Raw genomic sequence first — 23,898 nt, forward strand, 5'->3', positions numbered from 1 at the left:
GTTTGACGAATGAGTGTTCCACACAGATTTACACAATCTTGTCATTTCGACGAAGGAGAAATCGCACTAGTAGCTCAATAAAGTGAATTCAATCTTTGTCGAATCCCGCGTTCGATTTCTCCTTCGTCGAAATGACAAACAGTATCAAAAATTATTTCTTCCAAATATCTTCGTATTCGTCTGGATGTCTTTTAAATTGTGCGTGAACGTAAGGACAAAGCGGTAAAACTTTCATGTTATTGGCGCGTACATAAGAAACCATTTCTTCTAAAAGTTTCTTAGCATAACCTTTTCCTTCTGCTTCTGGTTCAACTCCTGTGTGATAAACCGTCAATAAATCTGGTTTGATGCTTACCGTCATTTCTCCTTGTTTTTTATCGTCAACATAGAGGTTAAAAGCTCCATGTTTTTTTTCGTCTAATTCTAGTTTTATTGTTTCCATATATTTGTTTTTTTATTGCGTGAGATTTAACCGCGAAGGCGCAAAGTCAGCGCAAAGTTCACAAAGATTTAATTTTAGCTTTGCGAACTTTGCGTAATTTCTTGCGCTCTTTGCGGTTAACCTACGCATTTAATTATATCCCTGCTTTATTCCTAATTTTTTCATTTTTGAATACAAAGTCTGCGGTTGGAGTTTTAAAAGTTCAGCGGCACCGCCAGCACCAGAAACTTTGCCATTGCAGATTTGAAGCGCATTCATAATATGTTCTTTTTCCATTTCTTCCATGGATTTTAGTTTACCCGTTCCGATTTCTAAAGAGACAGTAGGGGTAATGGAAGGTAAGTCAAATTTTTCAATTTCGTTTGTTTTGGAGAGAAGTACATTTCTTTCTATCAAATGTTCTAATTCACGCACATTTCCTGGCCAATTGTAATTTTTTAATTGTTCTAATGCTATTGCACTTATTCTGTTTACATTTCTTTTAGAACTCGCGGAGTATTTTTTTAGAAAATAATTAGCTAATACTTCAATATCTTCTTTACGCTCTCTTAAAGAAGGCAATTGTATAGGAAAAACATTTAACCTATAATATAAATCCAATCTGAAACGTCCTTCGGCAACTTCTTTTTCCAACGATTTGTTTGTGGCGGCTACAATACGAACATTAATTTTAATGGTTTTATTGCCTCCTAGACGCTGAATTTCCTTTTCCTGTAGAACGCGTAAAAGTTTTACTTGAGAATCAAGCGGTAATTCGCCAATTTCATCCAGAAAAATAGTTCCGTTATTGGCTTGCTCAAATTTACCGATTCTTAATGCATTAGCTCCTGTAAAAGCACCTTTTTCGTGCCCGAAAAGCTCAGATTCTATTAATGAATGTGGTAAAGCTGCACAGTTTACAACCACAATCTGATTTGATTTATGTGCCGAAAGTTCATGTATCGCATGTGCCGCTCTTTCTTTTCCTGTACCGCTTTCGCCCAAAATCAAAACAGAAGTTTCGGCAGGCGCTGCAATTTTTATTTTTTCAATGGCTTCTTTTAAAAGAGAACTTTGACCAATGATTCCTTGAATTTCCTGATTTTCACTGCCGATTTGCGTTATCTCCAAATCTTCTTTTTCTTGATTAAATCGATATCTGGCAATATCAAGCATTACAGTAAGATCTTTTTCTCTAAAAGGTTTTACCGTAAAACCGTACGGATGCGTAGCTTTTACAGCCTCAAGCGTACTTTGGTTGGTATTTGCTGAAATATATAGAAAAGGCAGATTCATTTCGCGTAGTTCCCAAGCCAAATCAATTCCAGTTAGATTGCCTTTTAAAATGATATCTAACAAAATCCAATCAGGTTTTTTTTCCTCGATTAATTTTCTTGCCTGAGCCACAGAAGCAGCAATACCAACAACTTGATAGCCCACTTTTTGCAGTATGATTTTTAAATCATTTGCAACTATAAATTCATCTTCAACAATTAGTAGTTTCTCCTTCATTACATTATTTGAATAATTTCAAGAATAGCCAAGAATTTGGAGCTTTTTGGAAATTTCTTTTAGATGGATTTTAGCGCTCTTTTTTTGGAGAAAAGAGCACTAAAATCATTTTTTAAAGATACTATATTCTCAGAAATCTGCAATCTGAAAAATAGGCGTTTTGCTTAGTTATTTCGGTGGTATAAGTAGCAAATAATCATTGCTGCTCCTGGCAGAATTAAAGTTCCTAATCCGAAAAACTTTCCTGCAATTGCTCCTAGAAAACATCCTACAAGAAATCCGATTAAGGTAACAAGCTGTTTTTTAAAACTTAAAAATACTTCAGCATCTTTAAATCTGTTTTTTAATAAGTTTCCTAAATCAAGAGAAGCTTGAGTGACATTTCCTGTCATCATAGTTGTCGGGCCGTGCGTTTCTTTCGCGTAAAGCTTTCCAAAAGCATTCTGAAGCCCCATTGCAAAAACTGTTGTCATTGCAACGGTGTACATTGTCCATTCTTCGAAGTTTTGCAAATAGCCAAAAACATACGATGCAATGCCGCTTAAAACCAAAATTATACCTTCCCAAAATAAAATAGTATAGCGATTGGTTGCTTTTAGAGCGATTCTTCCTCCTGTAATTACTGCAATAATAAAAACAGGGAAAGTAAGCAGTTTTATCCAAGCATGAATGTTTGAACCTTTGACAATCTGATACGCAAAAACAATAAAGTTACCTGTTACGTGAGCTGAAAATATCGAATCGGCTGCGACAAAAGTTACAGTATCGCAATATCCTGCTATAATGGTTAAAAGCAGGGTTACGTACCAAATATTTTTTTGTTGAATTTCCATAATTTGTTTTTATTTTAAATGTGCGCGAAGCATCCACGCCATTTTTTCATGATTTTCTACAAGACCTGTGATAAAATCGCTTGTTCCTGCGTCTTGCAAATCTCCTGCAATTTTATTGATGTTTTCACGTAAGTAAATAATAATGCTTTCATGATCTACAAGCAATTCCTTGATGAAACCAGTACTGTCGTTTTTCTCTTTTAATTCTTCTGAAAGATGAGTTAAAGCTAAGAAATCTTTTAAAGTTCCTGGTGCATAATGTCCTAGAGATCTGATTCTTTCAGCAACGCTATCTACAATTTCATCAATTGCATCATATTGCTGTTCGAAGAAAAGATGTTTGTTATAGAAATCCGGACCTTCGACATTCCAGTGTGCTCTTTTGGTTTTGGTATAAAGTACATATTCGTCGGCCAAAATTTTAGTTAAGATATCAACTACTTTGTCTATGTTTTCTTGTTTAATTCCGATGTTTGTTTTCATTTTTAAATTAGGTTTGATGAATAATGTTTTATGTTAATTATGAATTAATTTAATAATGCTAGTAGATAATTATCTAGTGAATAAGTTCCTGCACCAAGCGCAAGAAGCAGTAATAGTGATAAAGTGTACATGTAAGGAACGTCGCGCACTTCTAGAGAATCATTTCTATGAACTACAAAATAGCCAATTGCGGTTACGCCAATTGTTGGGAGAACGGCAAGACGTGTTCCGAGTCCAAGAATAATAAAAAACGGAATTACAGTATCTGAAAATGTGGCAACTAAGCCATTTAGTTTTTCAGGCAGATGCAACGGATTTGGAACGTGTTCTTTTTCTCCATTTTGAACTCTAAATTTTTTCATTCCGTGTACTCTGACAAGTTCAATTGCCAGTAACACTCTAAATGCTAAAAGCGCCGCATTATTAAATAAATTCCCTAAATCGGAATGCAATATTTGTTTTATAATTTCGATCATTTCTTTAAAATTTAGAAAGCAAAGCAAGAACAGCCTAAAGCGCCCCAAAATGCATTGTAATTGTTTACTGGAACATTGCTCATTCTCGCAGCGTCGTGATTGTGCAAATGAACATCGCAACTTCCGCTACAGCTGTGAATCTGCGAAGTAAGTTTTGGTTTTGCATCTGCTTTTGCATTTTTTTCAATGGCACTTTGGAAACTGCTTCTTACTGGATATCCGTTGTAAATATTTGTTGGCGACCAATCTGGTAAAATCGGAATGTGTGGCGGTGAGAACGAAGAAAAATCTCCATTAGCATACACAATTTTTCCGTCTACAATGGTCAAATCGGCTTCGATTTTTTTGATGTCTTCGTCGTCAATCGTAAAATAATCGCGATCTAAAACGGTTAAATCGGCAAACATTCCAACTTTAATATCTCCTTTTTTAGTTTGCTCTTGCGAAAACCAAGCGCTTCCTCTAGTGTACAATTCTAAAGCAGTTTGTCTGTTCAATCTTGTTTCGTTATACAATTGCAATCCTCCAATTGTTTTTCCAACCGTCATCCAATACATTGAAACCCACGGATTATAACTGCTCACACGTGTAGCGTCTGAACCTGCACCAACTGGAACTTCCATTTCAATCATTTTTTTGATTGGCGGAGTGTTTTCTGCAGCTTTTGCTCCGTAACGATCTGTGAAATATTCACCTTGATATGCCATTCTGCTTTGAACTGCGATTCCGCCGCCTAACGCTTTTACACGTTCAATGTTTCTTTCGTCAATCGTTTCGGCGTGATCAAAAATCCATGGAAGTCCGTTGAAAGGAACGTCTTGATTGATCTTTTCGAAAACATTTAAAAATCTTGTAATACTTTCGTTGTAAGTTGCATGAAGTCTAAACGGCCAACGATTTTCTACTAAAAGACGAACAACTTTTTCCAGCTCCGCTTCCATGTTTTCTGGAAGATCTGGTCTTGGCTGAAGGAAATCTTCAAAATCAGCGGCAGAAAAAACTAACATTTCGCCCGCTCCGTTATGGCGGTACATATCGTCGCCCTGATATAATTTTACCGTATCAATCCAGTCATTAAAATCTTCAAATTCGTGTTTTGGTTTTTGAGTGAAAAGATTATAGGCAATTCTTACCGTCAATTGTTTCTTTTCGTTCAATTCATTAACGACTTTATAATCGTCTGGAAAGTTCTGAAATCCACCTCCAGCATCAATAACACTTGTGATTCCGAAACGGTTTAATTCTTTCATAAAATGGCGAGTCGAATTGATTTGATGCTCGTATGAAAGCGTTGGACCTTTTGCCAAAGTCGAATACAAAATCATCGCATTTGGAGTTGCTATAATAAGTCCGGTTGGTTCTCCATTTGAGTCGCGTTCGATTTGTCCTCCAGGAGGTGCAGGCGTATTTTTATTGTAACCAACCGCTCTTAATGCTGCTCTGTTCATAATTGCTCTGTCATACAAATGCAAAATAAAAACAGGAGTATCTGGTGCAATCGCATTGATTTCTTCTAAAGTCGGCATTCTGCGTTCAGCAAATTGAAATTCTGACCAACCGCCAACCACACGAACCCATTGTGGATTTGGCGTACGATCAACTTGTTCTTTTAGCATTCGAAGCGCATCTGCCAAAGAAGGAACGCCATCCCAACGTAATTCTAAATTATAATTTAAACCACCACGAATTAAGTGAATGTGCGAATCGTTGATTCCAGGGACAACTCTTTTATTCTGAAGATCAATTATTTTGGTTTCCTCAGAAGCAAAAGTCATGATGTCGCTGTCATTTCCAACAGCAATAAATTTTCCGTCTTTGATTGCAACAGCTGTTACGTTTGGAGTTTCAGCATTGAAACTATGAATTTTACCGTTGAATAAAATTAAATCTGCTTTCATAATTTCGATTATTTTGCGTTCAACTTTGTAATTGCTTCTTTAATTCCTTCTCCTGCAACCGTATAAAAAGCAGGGCCTGCCAATAAAATTATTTTGTTTAAAGGTTTGTAGTTTGCTAATTTTTTATCTTTCAAATAAGCCTGAGTTCTGTAAGCTTCAAAAGAACCTAAAACTACATTTTCTGCCACAAGAGCTGTTGGAGAATCGATTCCCGCATCTTTGATATCACTTGCAAAAGAGAAGTTAGAAACGCCCAAACGTAACGCTTCGCGCATTGCAGTGCTTCCAACACTTTTCATTAAATCGGGTGTAAATTTATTGCGGTCTCCCAATCCGATTAATAATAATTGTTTTGATGCTAAAGTTCCTTTTGGAGGCGTAATCAATAAAGTTTCAAGAGAATGACCTGTAAATTTTCCGCTTTTGCGTAATTCTGTAATGATTCCTTTTAAAGCGTCATCTAAATGCACCATTCCGTTTAAGTTTGCTGGAAGGGCAGGAGGATTGAAGATATCACCTTCTGTATATTCAAAAACGCAGGCAACTTGTAAGTCAGCTTCTGCTGCAGATGGTCCCTGAACCAATCCGTTTACTGCAATTCCGTCTACTTTCCCCCAAGTTACCGTAGAACCGATTGAAGCTGTTTGTGCAAAAACATTGCTGCTAAAAGTGCCTGCAAATGTTATAATTAAAAGAAATAGATGCGAAAATCTAAATCTGTATGCTGAAGTGTTTGTTTTCATTTTTGAAAGTTTAGTGGTGAGAAATTTTAAACACATAGAGACATAGAGTTTTTTACTTAAAAAAAAGAAAAAAGAAAGAAACTAGTTTCTAACACATAGCGATGTGTCTTTATGCAAGTGAAACGCCTTTTACACATTCCTACAAGCTATGTTTCTATGTGTTTAAAATTATATTAATTGTTTGTTTAAAATTTGAATACAAGTCTGGCGTTAAAGAAAACCCCATCTTTTGAGTTCGGGATAATGTCATTGATAAAAGCACCTGTTTTGAAATACTGAATACCGCTGACAACCGAAATATATTTGTTTACACTGTATGTAAAATTGGCGAGATAGGCAGTTCCGATATATCTTTCGTCAGAATCGCTTCCGCGAAGGTTTAGGACACCGCTTGGTCTATAAACTCCGTCTTCTGTTGAGAATCTCCAGTTCAAAACCACATCGACCTGCATCTTTAGCTGCGGCAATAAATCCATCGTTGCGTAAGGATGAATATCGATAAGGTTTACTGGCCCAACTTGCGGACTAAAACCAAAATATCCTCCTTTTGGATACAGCGGATTAAATGTCTGAAGATTTCCGTTCCCTTGATTTTTATCTCCTGAGATATAATCGTTTCTAAGATTGATGGTTGGTTTAAATTTTACATTTTCAAACATATATCCAAGATCAACAGAACCTGTCCAAGCATTGATGTTTCCAGAACCAAAAGTTCCGAATTGATACGCTGCTTCAAGGTTGTAAATAAAACCGCCGCCGTATTTCCATAATCTAGAACCTATTGTATGCCTTCTTTCAGGAGCAATTCCTTCTTCAAAAACAGATTCGTCTCTTCTGAACCCGAGATAATACAGATCGAGATTTCCTGCTTTTGGGAAAATTATTTTAGAATATGCTCCCCAAAGATTAAGCTGTTTGGACATTTTATTATCGAAAACTCCTGTGTGAACCGTATCGGCCATCATAGCAAAAGCATCAATGGATACTCTTTCAGAAGAATACATTATTTTTCCACCTGTAAAATAAAGTCTCGCATTTGGACCTTCTCTAACAGAAAGCAGTCTTCCAGAACCATAATCCAATTCTTGTCTTCCGGCGCGAACGGTTATTTTTTTGTCTTTTTGCTGCCAGACATTCACATCTAGAAAAAGATTCTGAACATTCAGCTGATCTTCGTCAATACCGCGAGCTCCGTTTGTACGGCCATCTTCTAGAGCGCTTCTCAATTGGGCAAATATTCTAACGCGTTTTCCTAAATGCACATCGGCATGAAGATCGTAACGTTGGAGTAAGAAATTGTTGTGTCCAATATTAAGTCTTCCCCAGTCTTCATTGTTGAAATCAACGTATTCATATCGGGCTTCGCCACCAATTGACATATAAATGTCTTTTTCTTGATTTAACGGAATGAATTTTAATCGTTCATAAAAGTTTCGGTTTGAATCTTTTAAGAATTCATAATTTTCATCATAACGCAAAAGCTTAAAACTTTGAGCCGATGCCGTGTTTCCCATTAAAAGAAAAGAAACAATACATATGAAAAGTATTTTTGATAATATGGATTTTGATGATTCCAACATAATGAAGCGTAAGAGATTTATAATAAAAGAATTAGCCAGATTAGTGTTTCAACATGTTGTGAGCATAGTGAATACCTAAACCATAAGATCCTCCATATTTTTTCATCAAGTTTGTTACAGGAACATAAGTTTCCTCACGTGCCCAGTCTCTTTGAAGCTCTAATAAATATTGGATAGAAGTTACAGGAATTGCTCCAGCTTGAATCATTCTTTGTACAGCACGCTCATGAGCTTCAACAGTTACATCGCCGCAAGCATCTGTAATAACGTAAACTTCGTAACCTTCTTCAATTGCAGATAAAGCTGGACCAACAATACATACGCCTGTCCATAATCCTGCAAGGACTAATTTTTTCTTGTTTTTTCCAGTGATTGCTTTATAAGCGTTTTCGTCTTCCCAAGTATTCATTGTAGTTCTGTCAATGTAGCCAGAAATTGCAATTGGATAAAATTCTTCCAGTTCTGGAAAAACAGGACCAGAGAAGCTTTCTTCTGCAACTGTAGTTACAACTGTTTCTACATTAAAAATTTTCGATGCTCCAGCAACAATTGCCACATTGGTACGTAATTCGCTTAACGGAATATTGTGTGTTGCGAAAGCCATTTGTCCTTCAAAATCGATTAATACTAATGCGTGATTATCTGGGGATAATAAGTTAACTGATGGTTTCATAAGATATTTATTTTTAAGATTTTTAATTTGGTTAGGCTAATGAAAGTCAACGATCATTAGCGATATATCGTTATTTTGTTGAAAATTAATGTGTTGAAAGTTTTTTGATCATTTCAGCAGAAATTGAATCGGCATAGATTCCAAAAGCGCTGGTCAAAACACCTTTAATATTGTAGATTTCAGAGATGATGCCGTATACGATATCTTCATCTCCAGGATCGGTATCTCCTTCAAAACGGAATAAATATTCAATTTTGAATTCTTCTGGCGACATGCTTTGTGTATTGTTATTGTAACGAATGCAATTGCTGTCAAGATTAAAGTTTTCTGTAAAACCTTGTGTGCTTAACCATTGCAAAGCTTCTGTAACCGTATCAAAAGAGGGTTGTTGGAAAAAAATCATAATTTTAGATTTAACTACCTGTAAATGAATATTCACAGGTAGTGATTATGGATTATTTTATGAAATCTAAAATATCTTTATTAATTGTTTCCGCTTCTGTAGTTGGCATACCGTGAGGGAAACCTGGATACGAAATTAATTTTCCGTTTTTCAATAATTTAGCTGCTCTCGGAGCTTGACCGTAAGGAACGATTTGGTCATCTTCACCGTGCAATACTAAAACTGGAATGTCTAAACTTTTAAGATCTTCTGTGAAATCTGATTCAGAGAATGCTTTAATTCCATCATGATGCGCTAAAACAGATCCCATCATTCCTTGACGCCACCAATTATGTTTAATTCCTTCGTGAACAGTTTGTCCTTCACGATTCCATCCATAAAAAGGAATTGGAAAATCGTAAAAATATTGGGCTCTGTTAAATGCTGTTCCTTGTCTGATTTCGTCAAAAACTGACAATGGAACACCTTCTGGATTCGATTCGTTTAAAATCATTATTGGTGTAACAGCACTAATGATTACTGCTTTTGCAACACGTCCTTTTCCGTATTTAGCGGCGTAGCGAATTACTTCACCACCTCCAGTTGAGTGTCCAATATGAATAGCATCTTTTAAATCTAAGAATTCAGTCAATTCAGCGATATCAGATGCGTAAGTTTCCATGTTGTTTCCTTCAGAAGTTTGGCTAGAACGACCATGTCCGCGGCGATCGTGTGCAATAACTCTATATCCTTTTTGAAGGAAAAACATCATTTGCGCGTCCCAATCATCACTTGATAAAGGCCATCCGTGGTGAAAAACAATTGGTTGTCCTGTTCCCCAGTCTTTGTAATAAATCTGTGTTCCGTCTTTTACTGTAAATGTACTCATGATTTTTAATTTTAGGATTAATTATATTTGGAAATATTTGAATTACTAATTATTATGTTTAAGTTTTTAACATATAGTTTGTTATATGTTTATTGTTATAATGTTTCTGATGCAAATATATTATAGAATAAAACCTGCATTGGTTAACCTAGATTAAGAAGTGATTTTTTTGTTTTTATTTCACTTGCAGAGTACCTAGAAACAAGGATATTTCGTCGCTTTTTATATTTCGAACTTTTATATTTATAATTGATGCCAGAGAGTAGCCAATTAGTATGCCTTATTTGCAGTGCCTTTGTTTTAAAGGGATTGAAGGATTTTTAAGTTTTTTAAATTTACGATATTTCGTTGTTTTATGAAGCGCTCGTTGTTTTTTATGTAAAAAAGACATTTAAAGTCTTTTTAAAGAAAATTTTACATCGAAGTTATTTTGACTAATCTATTATCCTTTTTGGCTACAGATAGCACATTCATTAGAAGCAATTTTGCAGTGTACAATTATTAAAACACTACAAAAATGAAAAAGACAATTTTTATTACAGGAGCTTCATCAGGTTTAGGAAAAGCAGCGGCTAAATTATTTCACGCAAACGGATGGAATGTAATTGCAACAATGCGCAAACCAAAAAACGAAACCGAATTAACGGCATTAGAAAATGTAAAAGTCATAGCGCTAGATGTTACACATTCATCGCAAATAAAAGAAACGATAAAAGAAATTTTAAAAACAGAAAATATCGATGTCGTGCTAAACAATGCAGGTTACGGTTTAATTGGACCTTTAGAATCTTTGAGCGAAGATCAGATTAATGATCAGCTTCAGACCAATCTTTTTGGCGTAATCAATGTTACAAAAGCTTTCGTGCCGTATTTTAGAGAAAGAAAAAGCGGAACATTCATTAATATAACTTCTACATTTGGATTATTAGGTTTTCCGACTTGCTCGATTTATAATGCGTCAAAATTCGCAGTTGATGGATTTTCTGAAGGTTTGGCTTATGAATTGGCTCAATTTGGAATCAAAGTAAAAGTAATTGCTCCTGGCGGAATGCAAACTGATTTTGCAGGAAGATCTTTGCAGGGTGGTTTGCACGAAGCTTACAAAGATTTAATTGCTAAAGTAAGTGAAGGTTATAGCGAAGAACAAATTGCAAATTATACCAAAGCAGAAACGGTGGCAGAAATTATCTATAATGCCGCAACAGATGGTAAAAATCAATTGCGATATATTGCAGGAAATGATGCCAATGAATTATATAATGAACGACTCTCGATTACTCCCGAAAATCAATTTCAGAAAATGCGTTCCCAATTTTTAATGTAACCAGATGTTTTTCAATTAAATTTGTTTCCAATGAAAAAACAGCCCGCAATATTCAATTCGTTATCCCAATTGCACAAATCGATGGGACAGCCTGCGCCGCTTCATCCGCTTATAAGTATTATAAATTATGGAGAGGCCAAATTTGATGCAACCGATCTTGAAGGCGGTATTATTCTGAATTTTTATAAAATATCTTTTAAAACAAAATTTTCTGGAAGGCTAAAATATGGTCAAGGATTTTATGATTTTGAAGAAGGAGGAATGTCTTTTGTAGCCCCTGGACAATTGTTGCGGATGCAGGAAGAAGAGGCCGATTATGATGGAATGTCGTTGCATATTCATCCCGATTTATTTTGTTCGTACGCTTTAAATTCACAAATTAAACAATACGGATTTTTTAGTTATGTTGCGGCTGAAGCACTTTATCTTTCTGAAAAAGAAAAAAACACCATTTTGAGTATATATCAGTTCATTCAAGATGAATTAAACGAGCGAATTGACCGATTCAGTCAAGACGTTATTGTTTCTCAAATAGAATTGCTGCTTAATTACGCCAATCGTTTTTATGATCGTCAGTTTATTACGCGTAAGGCGGTCAATAATGATCTTCTTTCTAAATTAGAAGAACAGCTGGAAGCCTATTTTAAAGAAGATAAATCTTTAATGAAAGGACTTCCGTCTGTAAATGCCATTGCCGAAAGTTTAAAGGTTTCACCTCGTTATCTGAGTGATTTGCTTCGAAATTTAATTGGATTGAATACACAGCAGTTTATTCATGAAAAAGTAATTGAAAAAGCCAAAGAATATCTGGCGAAAGATGAAATGACCACCGCAGAAATTGCATATTATTTGGGTTTCGAGCACCCGCAATCTTTCAATAAACTTTTTAAAAGCAAAACAAATCAGTCTCCTTCTGATTACAAGAAAAGCCTTTTGAATTAGGTTAATCAATAAAAAAAAACACAATGGACATACATAATTTTATTAACGGCCTGCTTGCCGCCAGCAACGCATTTGATACTGATAAATATCTGGAATTTTATCAGCCCGATGCAATATTAGACGATCCTTCAGTTGGGAAGAAATTCATTGGACATAAAGGAATTAAAGATTATTTCGAAAGTTATTTTATTGGTTATAATACCAATACAAAGCTGGTAGACTTATCCATTATAGATGCTGAAAATGCACATTTGGAAGTAGAATTCACAGGAAGTTTCTCTGAAGGCAAAATAGGAGGGATTTTTGATTTTAAATTTAAAGACAAGAAAATCATTTTTGTAAAAGCAGATTTGATTTATTAAAAAAAATGCTAGACGTAACTGTTTAGCATTTTTAGTTTTCCTGAATTGGGTTTGTTTAGCAAGAAATAAATCCAAAATAAGATATTTTTATCTTTTATTAAATAAAAAATCAGATTTCGTTAAAATAAATACAAAATTGTACGTACTTTTGTCAGCAAATATTTAAACAAGCACTTGAAAAGGTTAATAATCATAGCACTTTCTATTTTAATCCTGTCGCCATCTTTTGGTAGCTTGTTCATTTATGCTTCTTTTAAAATCAATCAGAAAGAAATTGCGCAGACAATTTGTGTGCAACGTAAACAAGCTTTCAATAGCTGTAATGGTCGATGCGAACTTCAAAAAAGCATTAAAAAATATTCTGACAACGAACGAAAAATGCAAGATAACCTAAAAGATAAATTAGAGCTTGTGTATGTTCAAAATACTGCTGAAATCAATTTTAGCATAATTCCAGTTATCGAATCAAAAGATAACGCTTCTATTTTGTTTGAGAAGAAACCACTTGGTGTTTCTAATCTTACTTTTCATCCTCCTCTCTACACAGTTTAGAGATCATTTTTTGTTTTAAATTCAATTTTATAAAAATCCAAATTCCAACTTTTTAAAGTTGAAATTTTGAATGGTTTGTTGCTCGCTTTCGCGGATTTTAAATCTAAGTTTGAGTAATATTTTTAAATAGAATTTATTTTAAAACGAATTTGATCTTCTTTGTAATTGAAGGAAATAGCCATATTTCAACTTCATTTACGTTTGCCACTTTCTTGGCTTATTCACTAGCATTTTGACTTTTTTGATATTCAAAAATTTATGGCTTGATGCTACATTTTAAACGTTTTTTTATAACATTCATCAAATGAAATCTTTTAATTTTTGGATAATCGCATTGTTATTTGCGGTTACTTCCTGTACAATTGATAAAACAGATTACGAAGCTGAAACTGGTTCTGAAGTTCCTGGAAATCTTGAATTTAAAGAGGCAACTTCGCTTATAAGCGGAAACTATAAGGTTAGTATAGAAGCTTTAAACGGAACATTCTACAAAGGATATAATGAGCTTCATTTAAAAATTATCAATACTCAAAACAATCAAGAGTTGACGAATGCTGCAGTAACTTTTCTACCAATAATCAGTAATGCCGACGGAAGCAAAAGTTCTTGCCCGCACGAGTATAATGTTGTCTATGATGCTGCTAATAAATACTACAGCGGTTATTCTGTTTTTACGGGAGAAAGTTCAACTACAGCAAGTTGGAAATTGTACATCAGTTTTACGGCGGATAACCAAAAATATGAGATCAATAAAGATGTTACGGTAGAAAAACAAAGCAATAAAAATCTTAATATGACTGCTTTTACAGGAAATGATGGCGAGCAATATGTGATTGCTTTGATTTCGCCTCAAAAACCGACAGTTTCAGAAAATCAGTTGGTTGCTGGTGTTTACAAATATAATAAGCCAACGACTTCTGCGGGAACTTTTCCAGATCCGACACAGTTTTCTTATTCTGAGGTTTTGGGATATACTTTAAAATTAGATCCAAGAATGCCAGAACCTTCTATGGGAAATCATTCTTCGCCAAATAACAAAGATTTGACGCAAGGAGACGATGGTTTGTATCATGGTGTTGTCAATTATACGATGACAGGAAATTGGACATTAAATTTAATCATGATGAACCAAAACGGATTGATTATAAAAGGAACTATAGTTCCGACCGACCATACGCCAGGAGTTGAAGGCGTGAAAAGCGAACTTTATATTGATACTTTATTCTAAAACCATGAAATATATTACAATGCTGCTTTTCTTGGGATTTTCAGTTACAGCCCAAAATCAGCACGCACACCACGATAGCATAAAAAACTTAGAAGAAGTAACAGTAAAAATTGCGACCAAAAAGAAAATAGAAACAGAAATGAAAATGGCTGTTTCTGTTGACGAATTTTTGTCTTCATCAGAAAATATCAGTTTTATAAAACGCGGTGCTTACGCTTGGGAACCTTTATTAAATAATATGAGCACCGAACGTTCGACTGTTACCATTGACGGAATGCACGTTTTTGGCGCTTGTACCGATAAAATGGACCCAATTACGTCTTATGTGGAAAGCAATAATCTGGCAACAATTGACATAAAATCAGGTCAGGAGGGAAGCCTTCACGGTTCGACAATTGCAGGAAGCATCGATTTAAAAAGAAAAAGTACGCCGTTTGGACTTGAAAAGAAATGGAACGGAGCTTATCAATCTGGATTTGAGTTTAATAATAAGCAGTTTTTCAATTTAGGAAATGTTTCTTATTCGGGAACAAAATTTGTTGCCGACGGGAGTATTTCGTACCGAACAGCAGACAATTATTCTGATGGAAATAATAACGAAGTAAAACATTCTCAATATAATAAATTCAATACTTCGTTAGGGTTGGCTTATAAAACCAGCGATTTATCATCGGTTAGATTAGACGCGATTTTTGATGTGGCCAAAAATGTAGGTTATCCTGCTTTGCCAATGGATTTGTGGCTTTCGCGTGCGCTTATTACTTCGGCTTCTTATAAACAATTATTCGAAGAAGGTTTGGTTAGAGTGGTGGATACAAAAATATATTATAATGCGATTGAGCATTATATGGACGATACAACGCGACCAGAAAATTTAGTTCACATGGATATGCCGGGTTGGAGCACAACGTACGGATTGGTTTCGAAAGCGAATTTGAAAAAGAACGATTACTCGTCTGAAATTCAATTGAATGCTTATGATAATTTGTCTATTGCAGAAATGAGAATGTATCCGCAAGATCGAAGCCAAAGAACGATGTTTGCTTATAGTTGGCCTTGGGTTACGACTCGTTATGCTGGGCTTTCTATGAATAATTCTTGGGATCTTTCAGAAAGAAGCCAGGTGCATTTGGGAGGTTCTTTGGGCGTGAATTACAATTATTCGAAATATGTGGAATTCAATTGGATTTTTCATCCAGGCGCACCTCAGGAAAAAACGAGATTTCTGCCAAGTCTTAATGCGGCTTATAACTTAAATATTGATCAATTTAATTTTTCTGTTGGAACTGGTTATGGCCATAGAGCGCCTTCTGTTTCTGAAGGTTATGGTTATTATATCTATAATAGTTTTGACCGTTACGATTACATCGGAGATCCGAACTTGAAAAATGAAATTTCGTATGAAGGAAATGCAAGTGCAGGTTTTAAAACTGAAAAATTAAGCATTCAAGGAAAAGTAAACTATTTCTATATTCAGAATTATATTATTGGAAAAATCTTAAGCTTGGGAAGTCCGATGAATTATCAATCGGTTGGTGTAAAAGGATATACATCATTAGATTATGCGACGCTTTTGAATATGTCTGCGAATGTGAGCTACGATATTTTGGAACATTTGCATTGGAAAGGAACGCTTACCTATGCCCGCGGAATGGATGATAAAGGAGGAAATCTGCCTTTCATTCGCCCATTAAGCTATTTGACTTCTTTTCATTATATGTATAAAAATTTCGGAATCCAGACTTCTGTAAATGGTGATTTCGAACAGATTAATTACAGTCCACAATACGGAGAAGATTTAACAGGAGCTTACACCATTTGGAATATTTCTGCTGATTATTCTTTTAAAATCAACAAAGTAAGAAGTACAATTCAAATTGGAGCAGAGAACTTATTAAATGAATATTACAGCACTTATGCCGACTGGGGAAATATTCCGAGAATGGGGCGTAATATTTTCACCTCTTTAAAATTGAATTTCTAAGAAAAAATGAAAAAAGTTTTTAGTATCACAATGACGATTTTGTTCCTGCTGGTTTCTTTCCAGCAGGCACTTATCATTGTGCACTTTAAACTGAATCAAAATGTTATAGAAAAAGAATTTTGTGTAAACAAAGCCAAGCCAAAACTGCAATGTCATGGTAAATGTCATTTGAAGAAAGAATTGCAGGAATCGGAAAAAAACACCGATTTGGAATTGAGAAGTATCAGCAAAAAGATTGATATTGCTTTACACACAAATATTGAATTTCAGGTTCCACTATTAAAAATTATAACATCCAAGAAATTGCCGATTTATAAAGAATTGGATCGGCTAGAACCTTGCCTTGAAATTTTTGTACCGCCGCCTATTTTATAATTTCCCTTTCGACTTATAAAATAGAATACAAAAATTAAAATCATAAAAATGCAAAATTTTAAAAAATACCTTTTATTATCAGCGGCCGCTTTGGCATTTGTTTCATGTTCAAGTGATGACGATGCTCCAGCAGCAAACAATCTAACGTTCGAATTTAACAATACGTTCAAAGATAAAACAATTGTTTTGGGAGATGCAGCTTCAGCTTCGGCAACGACAAACACTTCAGCAGCAGGACAAATTCATCATTTTTCTGAAGTAAAATATGTGATTAGCAACATTCGTCTAATAAAAGACGACGGAAGCGAAGTGCCTTACAACGTAAATGATTTAGACAAAGGTGCAACAGTAATAGATCAGGCAAAAGTGGCTTCATTAAGCTACGTTTTGAGCAATGTACCGTCAGCATCATACAAGCAGATTAAATTTGGTTTGGGGATTAAAACAGACCAAAACACTTTAGATCAAACTAGATTTCCTAAGTTTTATGCTGCGGCTGGAGCCAATGATACTGAAATGATGTGGGAATGGGGAACTGGATACCGTTTCACAAAAGTAGAAGGCTTTTACGATACAGACAACAAAGCAATGTCTATTCATACTGGAAGTACGGTAGCAGGAAAAGAAGGCGCATATACGCAAGGTGTAAATGCTTATAGAGATATTACATTAAATCTTACTTCGAATGCAATTGTGGGTAAAAATGCTCCGAAAATCAAAATTAAAGCAGATTTTGATAAACTTTTAAGCGGAAAAATCAACACGATTACTTTATCTACAGGAACAGAAATGGGGGATAATGCTACGCCTAATATTCATACGGCAGCGCAAATGGTAAAATTTGTGGATAATCTAGGAGGAAATGGAACGAACGATATTACAGGAATGTTCTCTGTGACTAGCGTAGAAAACTAAATTATATTCTGGAGCCGTCTGGAAAAAAAAGACGGCTCTATTTTTAAAATTCATTAAAAATGAAAAAAATATTTAGTTTCCTATTATTAACCTTGCTTTTGGTTTCTTGCAGCAGTGAAGCTGATGAAACTTATTTTGATAATCCAGAACTTTCATTAAATATTCCTGTCGATTTTCCAGAATTGAACTCTTATGTGAGTTTAAATAAACCCACAAAATATGGCGCTGAATTAGGAGAAAAGCTTTTTGCTGACAAAAGATTCAGTAAAGACAATACGATTTCATGTGCGAGTTGTCATATTCAAGCGAATGCATTTGCAGATCATAATGCGCGGGCTATTGGAATTGAAGGAAGAGTTGGACTTAGAAATGCGCCTCCACTTCAGAATTTAATGTTTTTGAAGTTCTTTAATTGGGATGGAAGCCGACTGCAGTTAGAAACTCAGCCTTTGGTTCCGATTATTACTCATGAAGAAATGGATTCTTCAATTTTGGAAGTTATTGAAAAAATAAAAGAGGATGCTTTTTATAAAGATTTATTTAAAAAAGCATTTGGAGATCAAGAAATTACAGCAGATAGAATTTACAAAAGCATTGTTCAGTTTGAATATACTTTAATTTCTGCGAATAGTAAATATGATAAAGTGAAACGAAAAGAAGGTCAGTCGTTTACCGAAAGTGAAGCGGCGGGTTATGCAACCTTTCAACAGAAATGTGCTAGCTGTCATAGTACAGAATTGTTTACAGATCAGAGTTTCAGAAATATGGGCTTTCCTTTAAACACCGATTCTAATGAAGCAGGACGAGGAAGAGTTACTGGAATTCCTGCTGATTTTATGAGTTTCAGAGTTCCATCTTTACGGAATGTAGAATACACGGCACCTTATGGAAGTTTTGGACAGTTTGCAACCCTGAAATCGGTTTTAGATTATTTAGATAGCGGTGTTTTAAATTCAGAAAATTTAGATCCTATTTTAAAAAGTAATGGGAATAGAATTCCGCTTACAGAACAAGAAAAGGAGAATCTTCTTGCGTTCATGAACACGTTGAGCGACAAAGAGTTTACTGGAAATTAATCTGTAAAGGCTTGATTTTACTCATGTTTTTTATTTCTTTTGAAAAAAAGAAAAAATGTTTATAATGTGTTGATAAATAATACGTTGCGAACTGTGTTAAAATCTGATTTCGATAGATTAAATGTTTTAAATTTATAACTGAATGATAGTTAATTATTTAAAAATTTGTGAATATGGAAAGAGCTATAAAATTACAGGTTCGCAAAGAACTTGATGGAAGACAAGAGGTAAATATTATTAAGCTAAAAGGTAGTTTAATTACAAAAGGCTACACAGAAATTATCCATATTAGCGACAAGGATGACGAATTCTATATTAATTCGTTTGCTACTACAACAGAAGCAAACAAAGAAGTAAAAGAATTTATTTTGGACTTTATAAACAAAGAAAATTTAAGCAATACAATCAGTGTTCTAGCATAATTTGATAGAACACTGATTGTATTGCTTAAAATATAAAGTTGTAAGTGTTTTAAATTGTATTTGAAAAACTTGTATTTTGATCCAGATAAATATGCTGATCTTTTAAAATATCATCTGGTTTTTCGTCCCAATCTCCCCAATCTCCTACGTAAGTTTTACGAAATATTAATTCATTATTATCACCGTTAAAAACTATAGTACGGTCTGTACGATTCTCGTTTTTCTGATTAAAATTTATTTGTAGATTTTTCATGGCGCAGTTGATTTGAATTATGATTACAAAAATACTCACACCATTTTTCAAATTGTTATACAATAATATTGGTTTGTTATTTAATTCACATGTATGTGTTTGAAAGCTAGATTTTTATATGAAAATTATTTTTTTAGCCTTCATTTTAATTCTTTTCGTTTTTTATTGACCTTCCTCTTGGTTCATCGCCTTCGCGAAGAATAATCTCAGAATGTAAAAACTGTGCGGCATCTGCAGAATCTTTTACTTTAGTGGCACTTCGCTCCAGCATTTCAGATTCAAAATCGTTTAATGCAGTTTTTCTTAATCCGATTTCTCTCCATTTTGATTTTGCATTGCAACTTTTATATATTTTTCTGGCTAATTTTAAAGCGTCCAATAAAGCTTGGTTTGCACCTTGACCTTTAAAAGGACTCATTGGGTGTGCAGCATCGCCAATTAAAGTACTGTTTTGATTCTTTTCTAATAATTCTGAATGAAGCAATTCGCGATCGTAAACAGGATATCCCGAAATTAAATTTTCTTGTGTAGCTTCTACAATCTGCGGAATAGGAGCGTGCCATTGTGTTCTTCTGCAAGCCTCTTTTTTAAGTGCTTTTTGTCCTTTTGCACTTAATTCTTTGGACTCTTCTTCTGACATCGGAAAACTTAACTGCCACATTACAGAATCTGCTGTATAAGGCATAATGTAAATTCGCTCATTGCCATTTGCAGTCTGAAAAACCGTTGCAGAATCCAATAACGGACTCGTAACTCCTTCAAGAGCGCTTAAAGGGCAAATTCCTAATATTACAATGCAATCCAAATAACGAAGCGGAGTTGTATCTTCTCCAATTATAATTTTTCTCACAACACTTCGAATGCCGTCTGCGCCAACCACAAGATCGGCATTTACGGTTTTTATTTCTCCGTTTGTTTGAAAATTTAGTGTTACACCATCTTCAGATTCTTGAAAATCTAATAATTGATGTCCCCACTGTACAGTATTATTTCCTCCCAGTTGTTCCAGAAGAGCTTTACGCAGCGATTGTCGCGCAATATGCATATTAGTGCGTTTTGTAGAAGGTTGAATTTCATTTTCTATCCATTTTCTAGTTCCCCATTCGCCTAATATTTTACCTTCTGTATTATGAACAATATGTTTTGTTGAAATTACGCCATTTAGAGTAGTAATTCCTAAACCTTTGATTGCCTTGCTGGCTTGTTGAAGAGTAAGTCCGTAGCCTTGAGATCTGGCGTCAAAATGAGTATCTCTTTCGTAAATTGAAAAAGGTATTCCGCGATGCAAGCAGGCAACAGCCAAAGCAACACCGCCAATTCCAGCACCAATAATGGCAACATGAGGTTTTGATGAATCGGGATCTAAATAATTTTCAGATTGAATTAATCCTGATCCAGAGCAATTCAGGCAGGAATGCAAATGAGCTTTAGGACGAACTGGCACACTTCCTAAAATTCCTGATCTCTCATAAGCAGCCAATTCGTTTTGATAGCGGCGCTGTGCCTTCTTGCTGAGTCCACGGTTTTTTTTGCCTTGTCCCTGGCATTCCTCACATATAATCCACATAATTTATAGCGTCCTTTTGTATCCATTACAAAGTTACAGCAACTACGGCATTTAAACTACTGATTTTCAAAGCAGAACCATATTGTTACTTAAATTTTTTAGGCCTTTAAAATCAATAGGTTATAATCAATTAGTCCTACGATAAAATATATTTTACGAATTTATATTATTTATGAATTCTTCTGTAGTCGAAAGAACATGCCCATAATTCGGGAAATTAGTTTCGACAGTTGCTTTTATTTCTTCCCAATTAAAAGCCCCAATTCCATCTTTAATTAAGGTCACATGATATCCCAGTTCGACACCATATCGAGCAGTAGTATCAATGCAAGTATTGGCTCTCATGCCCGCAATAACAATCTGATCAATGTCATGCTGGCGCAAAAGAAAATCCAAATCGGTATTGGCAAACCCGCTTGCTGTCCAATGATTTTGAGCAATAAGATCGCCTTCCTGCATAATAAGGTCAGGATGAAATTCGGCTCCCCAAGAACCTTTTTCAAAAGCCGTAAAATCCTTAGTTCCTTGATGCGAAGGCGCCATAAATTTCCAATTCAGATAATCTCCTACTTGAGTATGACGGTGTGGTGCATATATAATCTGAATTTTCTTTTCTCTTGCAGCAGTTAATAGCTTTTTGAGATTGGTAACGACTTTGTTTCCTTCAACAGTTTCTTTAGTTACAGGATATAATTTTCCTCCTTCAGAAAGAAAATCATTAAAAGGATCAATAATAACGATGGCAGTTTTTTGAAGTTGATATAAGCTCATGATTTTTAAATTTTGATTTAAATCATTATAAACTAATAATATGCCATTAAAGTTTTGGTACTGTTTCTTGATGTTTCAACAAAATATAAAATTAGAAAACGGCGATATTTAACGAATTTTCGAAATACAACAAATGGGTTGAGATAAAATTGAAGCAGTTTTATTTTATAATTTTTAAAAATGATTATATAAGTAAGACCATTGTATTTGACCTAATTTTAAGAATCATTAAAAACTAGGAATTATGGAAAAGAACAATCAAACCCAGAAAAACTCGAATCCTAAACAGGGCGGGGCAGATCATCGAACAGATACTAGAAAACATCAATATAAAGAACATGATGAAGTTTTGACAAATGATGAAAATTATGATGTTGATACGAAAAAGTTCAAAGGCGAAAAACCTGAACTTGATGATAAATTGAATAATGAAGAAAAGAAATAATACGAAAACGCCTCAAGTCAATTTGAGGCGTTTTTATTTGCTTTTGCTCCTCACAAGCACTTTTTTTATGAGATAAAACAGAAGAAGTGAAAAATATGATTGGATTTTTATAGATTTGTAAAAATCTAATACAGTTCCTCAATAATAATTGAGCAATAATATATAATACAAGGCATGAAATCGGTTACTTCAATTTTTTTACTTTTAATGTTTGTCTGCAATTCATACTCACAGTTGAGTTCTGACAAGATATTCGAAAGTTTTAAGCAAGGTGAACGTACAAATTGTTCATCGATAGCATTTATAAAAGCCTCTTTAAACGTTTACGGATTAGATAATCTTTTCGAAAGCGAAAAATTAAACAACGATTCTTATAAGATTACATTAAAAAACGATGCAACCTTTAATCTGGATAGCAGCGAAGTTAATAAAGCTAGAAAATCAGCGGGGTTTGTTTATATTAAAGATAATTGCGACAGCGAAAAAATAAGAGATTATGCTGTTCTGACTTATGCTGTAATGGCCAAGTACATGCAGATTATTGATAAAGAACCAACTTTTGATAAGGCATTGGAAGAATTAGAAGAAGGTACAGTTTATACACCAACCATCTATAAATATCTAGGATTCAAATTAGGCAAGCAAATTCAAAAATTAAAGAGACAATCTGGAAGCGAATATTGCGGTGTTGTAGCTTGGTCAAAAGCGCATGCAGTTTTTGTATGTGAAGATTTTATGGATTACTACGGCAATAAAAAAAGTATTTGGATAAAGTATCCGGGACGTTTCAGAATTATTAAATCTTAAACAAAATAAGGGTTTAAGTGCCGAAAATTCTTAATTTCTGATAGTTCTAATGTACTATTTTACTTCTTGAGATTAAGATATTATTATAATTTTGGGAAAAAGGAATTATAAAAGTTGGTTTTTAAGTTAATTTGTATATTTTTGTTTTTATTCAAAAACCAAATCTATTAAGAAAATGAAGAGTAAGATTATTTTATTATGCGTCCTTTTCTTCTTGACAACTGCTGCTGTTTCTGCGCAGGCAAAAAATGCACCAAGAAGTATTATTAGTACAACAGCTTTAATTCGTAAATACCATGATCAAAAAGAATTGAGTGGTATGCAAAAAGGAGAACTTTTAGAATTATACATTGAACGTATTAAAGTTCTTGTAAAAACACTTCCTTACATTGCTTTGGTTACTAAACCAGGTGTTACAATGGCAGACTTAGGTATTCCTGATACTAGTGAAAACAAAAAGTTCTTAGATGTACAAGCAGAAGGTACAACAACTTTCTTAGATACTACAGTTGATTTTCAGAGAAAAATGATGCCGTATTCTGATAAAGGAAATCTTATCGCTGCAATTTTATTCTATGAAAACACATTGAAATCTTTACACGAATTTAATGATATGTAAATAATTTAGAAATAAAAATAGAAACTCCAAGGTCTTACGATCTTGGAGTTTTTTTTTTGCGCTAAACTTTCCAAGAAAAGAATTTAAAAAGATTTAAAAAGATTTAAATCGAATTTTAAATTTAATATTTTAAAATAATTCTTATAAAATCGTAAAAACCTCGTTTTTGTATAACTATTTAATTATTATTTACTTGAGGTGTCTTGTTTAAGGTGTTTAACATTTTTTTTGCAAAAAGTTTAATTAAAATTTGGGAACTAATATTTTTAACATATTTTTGTTCTATCAAATTAGTAGAGTTTAAAAGTAAGTTAAAAGCACAGAGATTAGAACCATACATTTCATTCAAAAAAAGCAAAACCATTT

General features: G+C 34.2%; 27 protein-coding genes. 13 read left to right on the forward strand and 14 right to left on the reverse strand.

Annotated features, from left to right (window positions below; translation table 11 throughout):
- Positions 1-151 precede the first annotated feature (151 nt).
- The 11 genes from QLQ96_RS15445 to QLQ96_RS15495 all read right to left on the reverse strand — a co-directional run bounded on the left by QLQ96_RS15445 (position 152) and on the right by QLQ96_RS15495 (position 9,890).
- Positions 152-442 (reverse strand): GNAT family N-acetyltransferase, encoded by a 291-nt coding sequence (locus QLQ96_RS15445; RefSeq protein WP_482491523.1) that lies wholly within the window; start codon positions 440-442, stop codon positions 152-154.
- 129 nt (positions 443-571) lie between these two features.
- On the reverse strand, positions 572-1,933 hold the full coding sequence (locus QLQ96_RS15450) for a sigma-54-dependent transcriptional regulator (protein WP_482491525.1): 1,362 nt from the start codon (positions 1,931-1,933) through the stop codon (positions 572-574).
- 164 nt (positions 1,934-2,097) lie between these two features.
- A complete protein-coding gene (locus QLQ96_RS15455) occupies positions 2,098-2,766 on the reverse strand; it encodes a YoaK family protein (RefSeq protein WP_482491527.1) in 669 nt (222 codons plus the stop codon).
- Positions 2,767-2,775: 9 nt separating this feature from the next.
- Positions 2,776-3,249, reverse strand: a complete 474-nt coding sequence (locus QLQ96_RS15460; RefSeq protein WP_482491529.1) for a Dps family protein — start codon at positions 3,247-3,249, stop codon at positions 2,776-2,778.
- Positions 3,250-3,293: 44 nt separating this feature from the next.
- On the reverse strand, positions 3,294-3,725 hold the full coding sequence (locus QLQ96_RS15465) for a DoxX family protein (protein WP_482491531.1): 432 nt from the start codon (positions 3,723-3,725) through the stop codon (positions 3,294-3,296).
- Positions 3,726-3,736: 11 nt separating this feature from the next.
- A complete protein-coding gene (locus QLQ96_RS15470; protein ID WP_482491533.1) occupies positions 3,737-5,623 on the reverse strand; it encodes an amidohydrolase in 1,887 nt (628 codons plus the stop codon).
- An 8-nt stretch (positions 5,624-5,631) separates the two neighbouring features.
- Entirely contained in the window at positions 5,632-6,366 is a 735-nt protein-coding gene (locus QLQ96_RS15475; RefSeq protein ID WP_482491535.1) for a M17 family peptidase N-terminal domain-containing protein, read from the reverse strand.
- A gap of 185 nt (positions 6,367-6,551) precedes the next feature.
- On the reverse strand, positions 6,552-7,880 hold the full coding sequence (locus QLQ96_RS15480) for an alginate export family protein (RefSeq protein WP_482491537.1): 1,329 nt from the start codon (positions 7,878-7,880) through the stop codon (positions 6,552-6,554).
- 106 nt (positions 7,881-7,986) lie between these two features.
- Positions 7,987-8,619, reverse strand: a complete 633-nt coding sequence (locus QLQ96_RS15485; protein ID WP_482491539.1) for a hydrolase — start codon at positions 8,617-8,619, stop codon at positions 7,987-7,989.
- Between the two features lie 85 nt (positions 8,620-8,704).
- The gene (locus QLQ96_RS15490; RefSeq protein WP_482491540.1) at positions 8,705-9,022 is read right to left on the reverse strand and encodes a phosphoribosylpyrophosphate synthetase; all 318 of its coding nucleotides are present in this window, start codon (positions 9,020-9,022) and stop codon (positions 8,705-8,707) included.
- Positions 9,023-9,074: 52 nt separating this feature from the next.
- The gene (locus QLQ96_RS15495) at positions 9,075-9,890 is read right to left on the reverse strand and encodes an alpha/beta fold hydrolase (protein ID WP_482491542.1); all 816 of its coding nucleotides are present in this window, start codon (positions 9,888-9,890) and stop codon (positions 9,075-9,077) included.
- Between the two features lie 517 nt (positions 9,891-10,407).
- On the opposite strand from QLQ96_RS15495, the gene QLQ96_RS15500 reads away from it, so the two are divergent.
- From QLQ96_RS15500 to QLQ96_RS15545, 10 genes are all read left to right on the forward strand, one after another.
- Positions 10,408-11,214 (forward strand): SDR family oxidoreductase, encoded by an 807-nt coding sequence (locus QLQ96_RS15500; protein WP_482491544.1) that lies wholly within the window; start codon positions 10,408-10,410, stop codon positions 11,212-11,214.
- A 30-nt stretch (positions 11,215-11,244) separates the two neighbouring features.
- Positions 11,245-12,156 carry a helix-turn-helix domain-containing protein gene (locus QLQ96_RS15505; protein ID WP_482491545.1) on the forward strand — a complete coding sequence of 304 codons (912 nt, stop codon included), beginning with the start codon at positions 11,245-11,247 and terminating at the stop codon, positions 12,154-12,156.
- A 23-nt stretch (positions 12,157-12,179) separates the two neighbouring features.
- Positions 12,180-12,518 carry a nuclear transport factor 2 family protein gene (locus tag QLQ96_RS15510; RefSeq protein WP_482491546.1) on the forward strand — a complete coding sequence of 113 codons (339 nt, stop codon included), beginning with the start codon at positions 12,180-12,182 and terminating at the stop codon, positions 12,516-12,518.
- Positions 12,519-12,692: 174 nt separating this feature from the next.
- On the forward strand, positions 12,693-13,070 hold the full coding sequence (locus QLQ96_RS15515) for a hypothetical protein (protein WP_482491548.1): 378 nt from the start codon (positions 12,693-12,695) through the stop codon (positions 13,068-13,070).
- Between the two features lie 304 nt (positions 13,071-13,374).
- Positions 13,375-14,298 (forward strand): hypothetical protein, encoded by a 924-nt coding sequence (locus tag QLQ96_RS15520; protein WP_482491550.1) that lies wholly within the window; start codon positions 13,375-13,377, stop codon positions 14,296-14,298.
- A 4-nt stretch (positions 14,299-14,302) separates the two neighbouring features.
- Positions 14,303-16,282, forward strand: coding sequence for a TonB-dependent receptor plug domain-containing protein (locus QLQ96_RS15525; RefSeq protein WP_482491552.1), 1,980 nt, complete (start codon positions 14,303-14,305; stop codon positions 16,280-16,282).
- A 6-nt stretch (positions 16,283-16,288) separates the two neighbouring features.
- Positions 16,289-16,657 (forward strand): hypothetical protein, encoded by a 369-nt coding sequence (locus QLQ96_RS15530; protein WP_482491554.1) that lies wholly within the window; start codon positions 16,289-16,291, stop codon positions 16,655-16,657.
- A 48-nt stretch (positions 16,658-16,705) separates the two neighbouring features.
- Positions 16,706-17,572, forward strand: coding sequence for an MbnP family protein (locus QLQ96_RS15535; RefSeq protein WP_482491556.1), 867 nt, complete (start codon positions 16,706-16,708; stop codon positions 17,570-17,572).
- A gap of 59 nt (positions 17,573-17,631) precedes the next feature.
- Positions 17,632-18,648, forward strand: a complete 1,017-nt coding sequence (locus QLQ96_RS15540; RefSeq protein WP_482491557.1) for a cytochrome-c peroxidase — start codon at positions 17,632-17,634, stop codon at positions 18,646-18,648.
- A 173-nt stretch (positions 18,649-18,821) separates the two neighbouring features.
- A complete protein-coding gene (locus QLQ96_RS15545) occupies positions 18,822-19,070 on the forward strand; it encodes a hypothetical protein (RefSeq protein ID WP_482491559.1) in 249 nt (82 codons plus the stop codon).
- Between the two features lie 49 nt (positions 19,071-19,119).
- Here QLQ96_RS15545 and QLQ96_RS15550 read toward each other — a convergent pair whose 3' ends face one another.
- The 3 genes from QLQ96_RS15550 to QLQ96_RS15560 form a co-directional block, all read right to left on the reverse strand.
- Complete coding sequence (locus QLQ96_RS15550; RefSeq protein ID WP_482491561.1) at positions 19,120-19,323, reverse strand: hypothetical protein; 204 nt, start codon at positions 19,321-19,323, stop codon at positions 19,120-19,122.
- Between the two features lie 145 nt (positions 19,324-19,468).
- Positions 19,469-20,890: an FAD-dependent oxidoreductase gene (locus QLQ96_RS15555; RefSeq protein WP_482491563.1), complete on the reverse strand. Its 1,422-nt coding sequence runs from the start codon at positions 20,888-20,890 to the stop codon at positions 19,469-19,471.
- A 153-nt stretch (positions 20,891-21,043) separates the two neighbouring features.
- Positions 21,044-21,661 carry a cysteine hydrolase family protein gene (locus QLQ96_RS15560; protein ID WP_482491565.1) on the reverse strand — a complete coding sequence of 206 codons (618 nt, stop codon included), beginning with the start codon at positions 21,659-21,661 and terminating at the stop codon, positions 21,044-21,046.
- A 244-nt stretch (positions 21,662-21,905) separates the two neighbouring features.
- On the opposite strand from QLQ96_RS15560, the gene QLQ96_RS15565 reads away from it, so the two are divergent.
- From QLQ96_RS15565 to QLQ96_RS15575, 3 genes are all read left to right on the forward strand, one after another.
- The gene (locus QLQ96_RS15565; protein WP_482491566.1) at positions 21,906-22,106 is read left to right on the forward strand and encodes a hypothetical protein; all 201 of its coding nucleotides are present in this window, start codon (positions 21,906-21,908) and stop codon (positions 22,104-22,106) included.
- A gap of 207 nt (positions 22,107-22,313) precedes the next feature.
- On the forward strand, positions 22,314-22,913 hold the full coding sequence (locus tag QLQ96_RS15570; RefSeq protein ID WP_482491568.1) for a hypothetical protein: 600 nt from the start codon (positions 22,314-22,316) through the stop codon (positions 22,911-22,913).
- 175 nt (positions 22,914-23,088) lie between these two features.
- Entirely contained in the window at positions 23,089-23,532 is a 444-nt protein-coding gene (locus QLQ96_RS15575) for a hypothetical protein (RefSeq protein ID WP_482491570.1), read from the forward strand.
- Positions 23,533-23,898 lie beyond the last annotated feature (366 nt).

Source organism: Flavobacterium sp. B167r, from assembly GCF_056824315.1.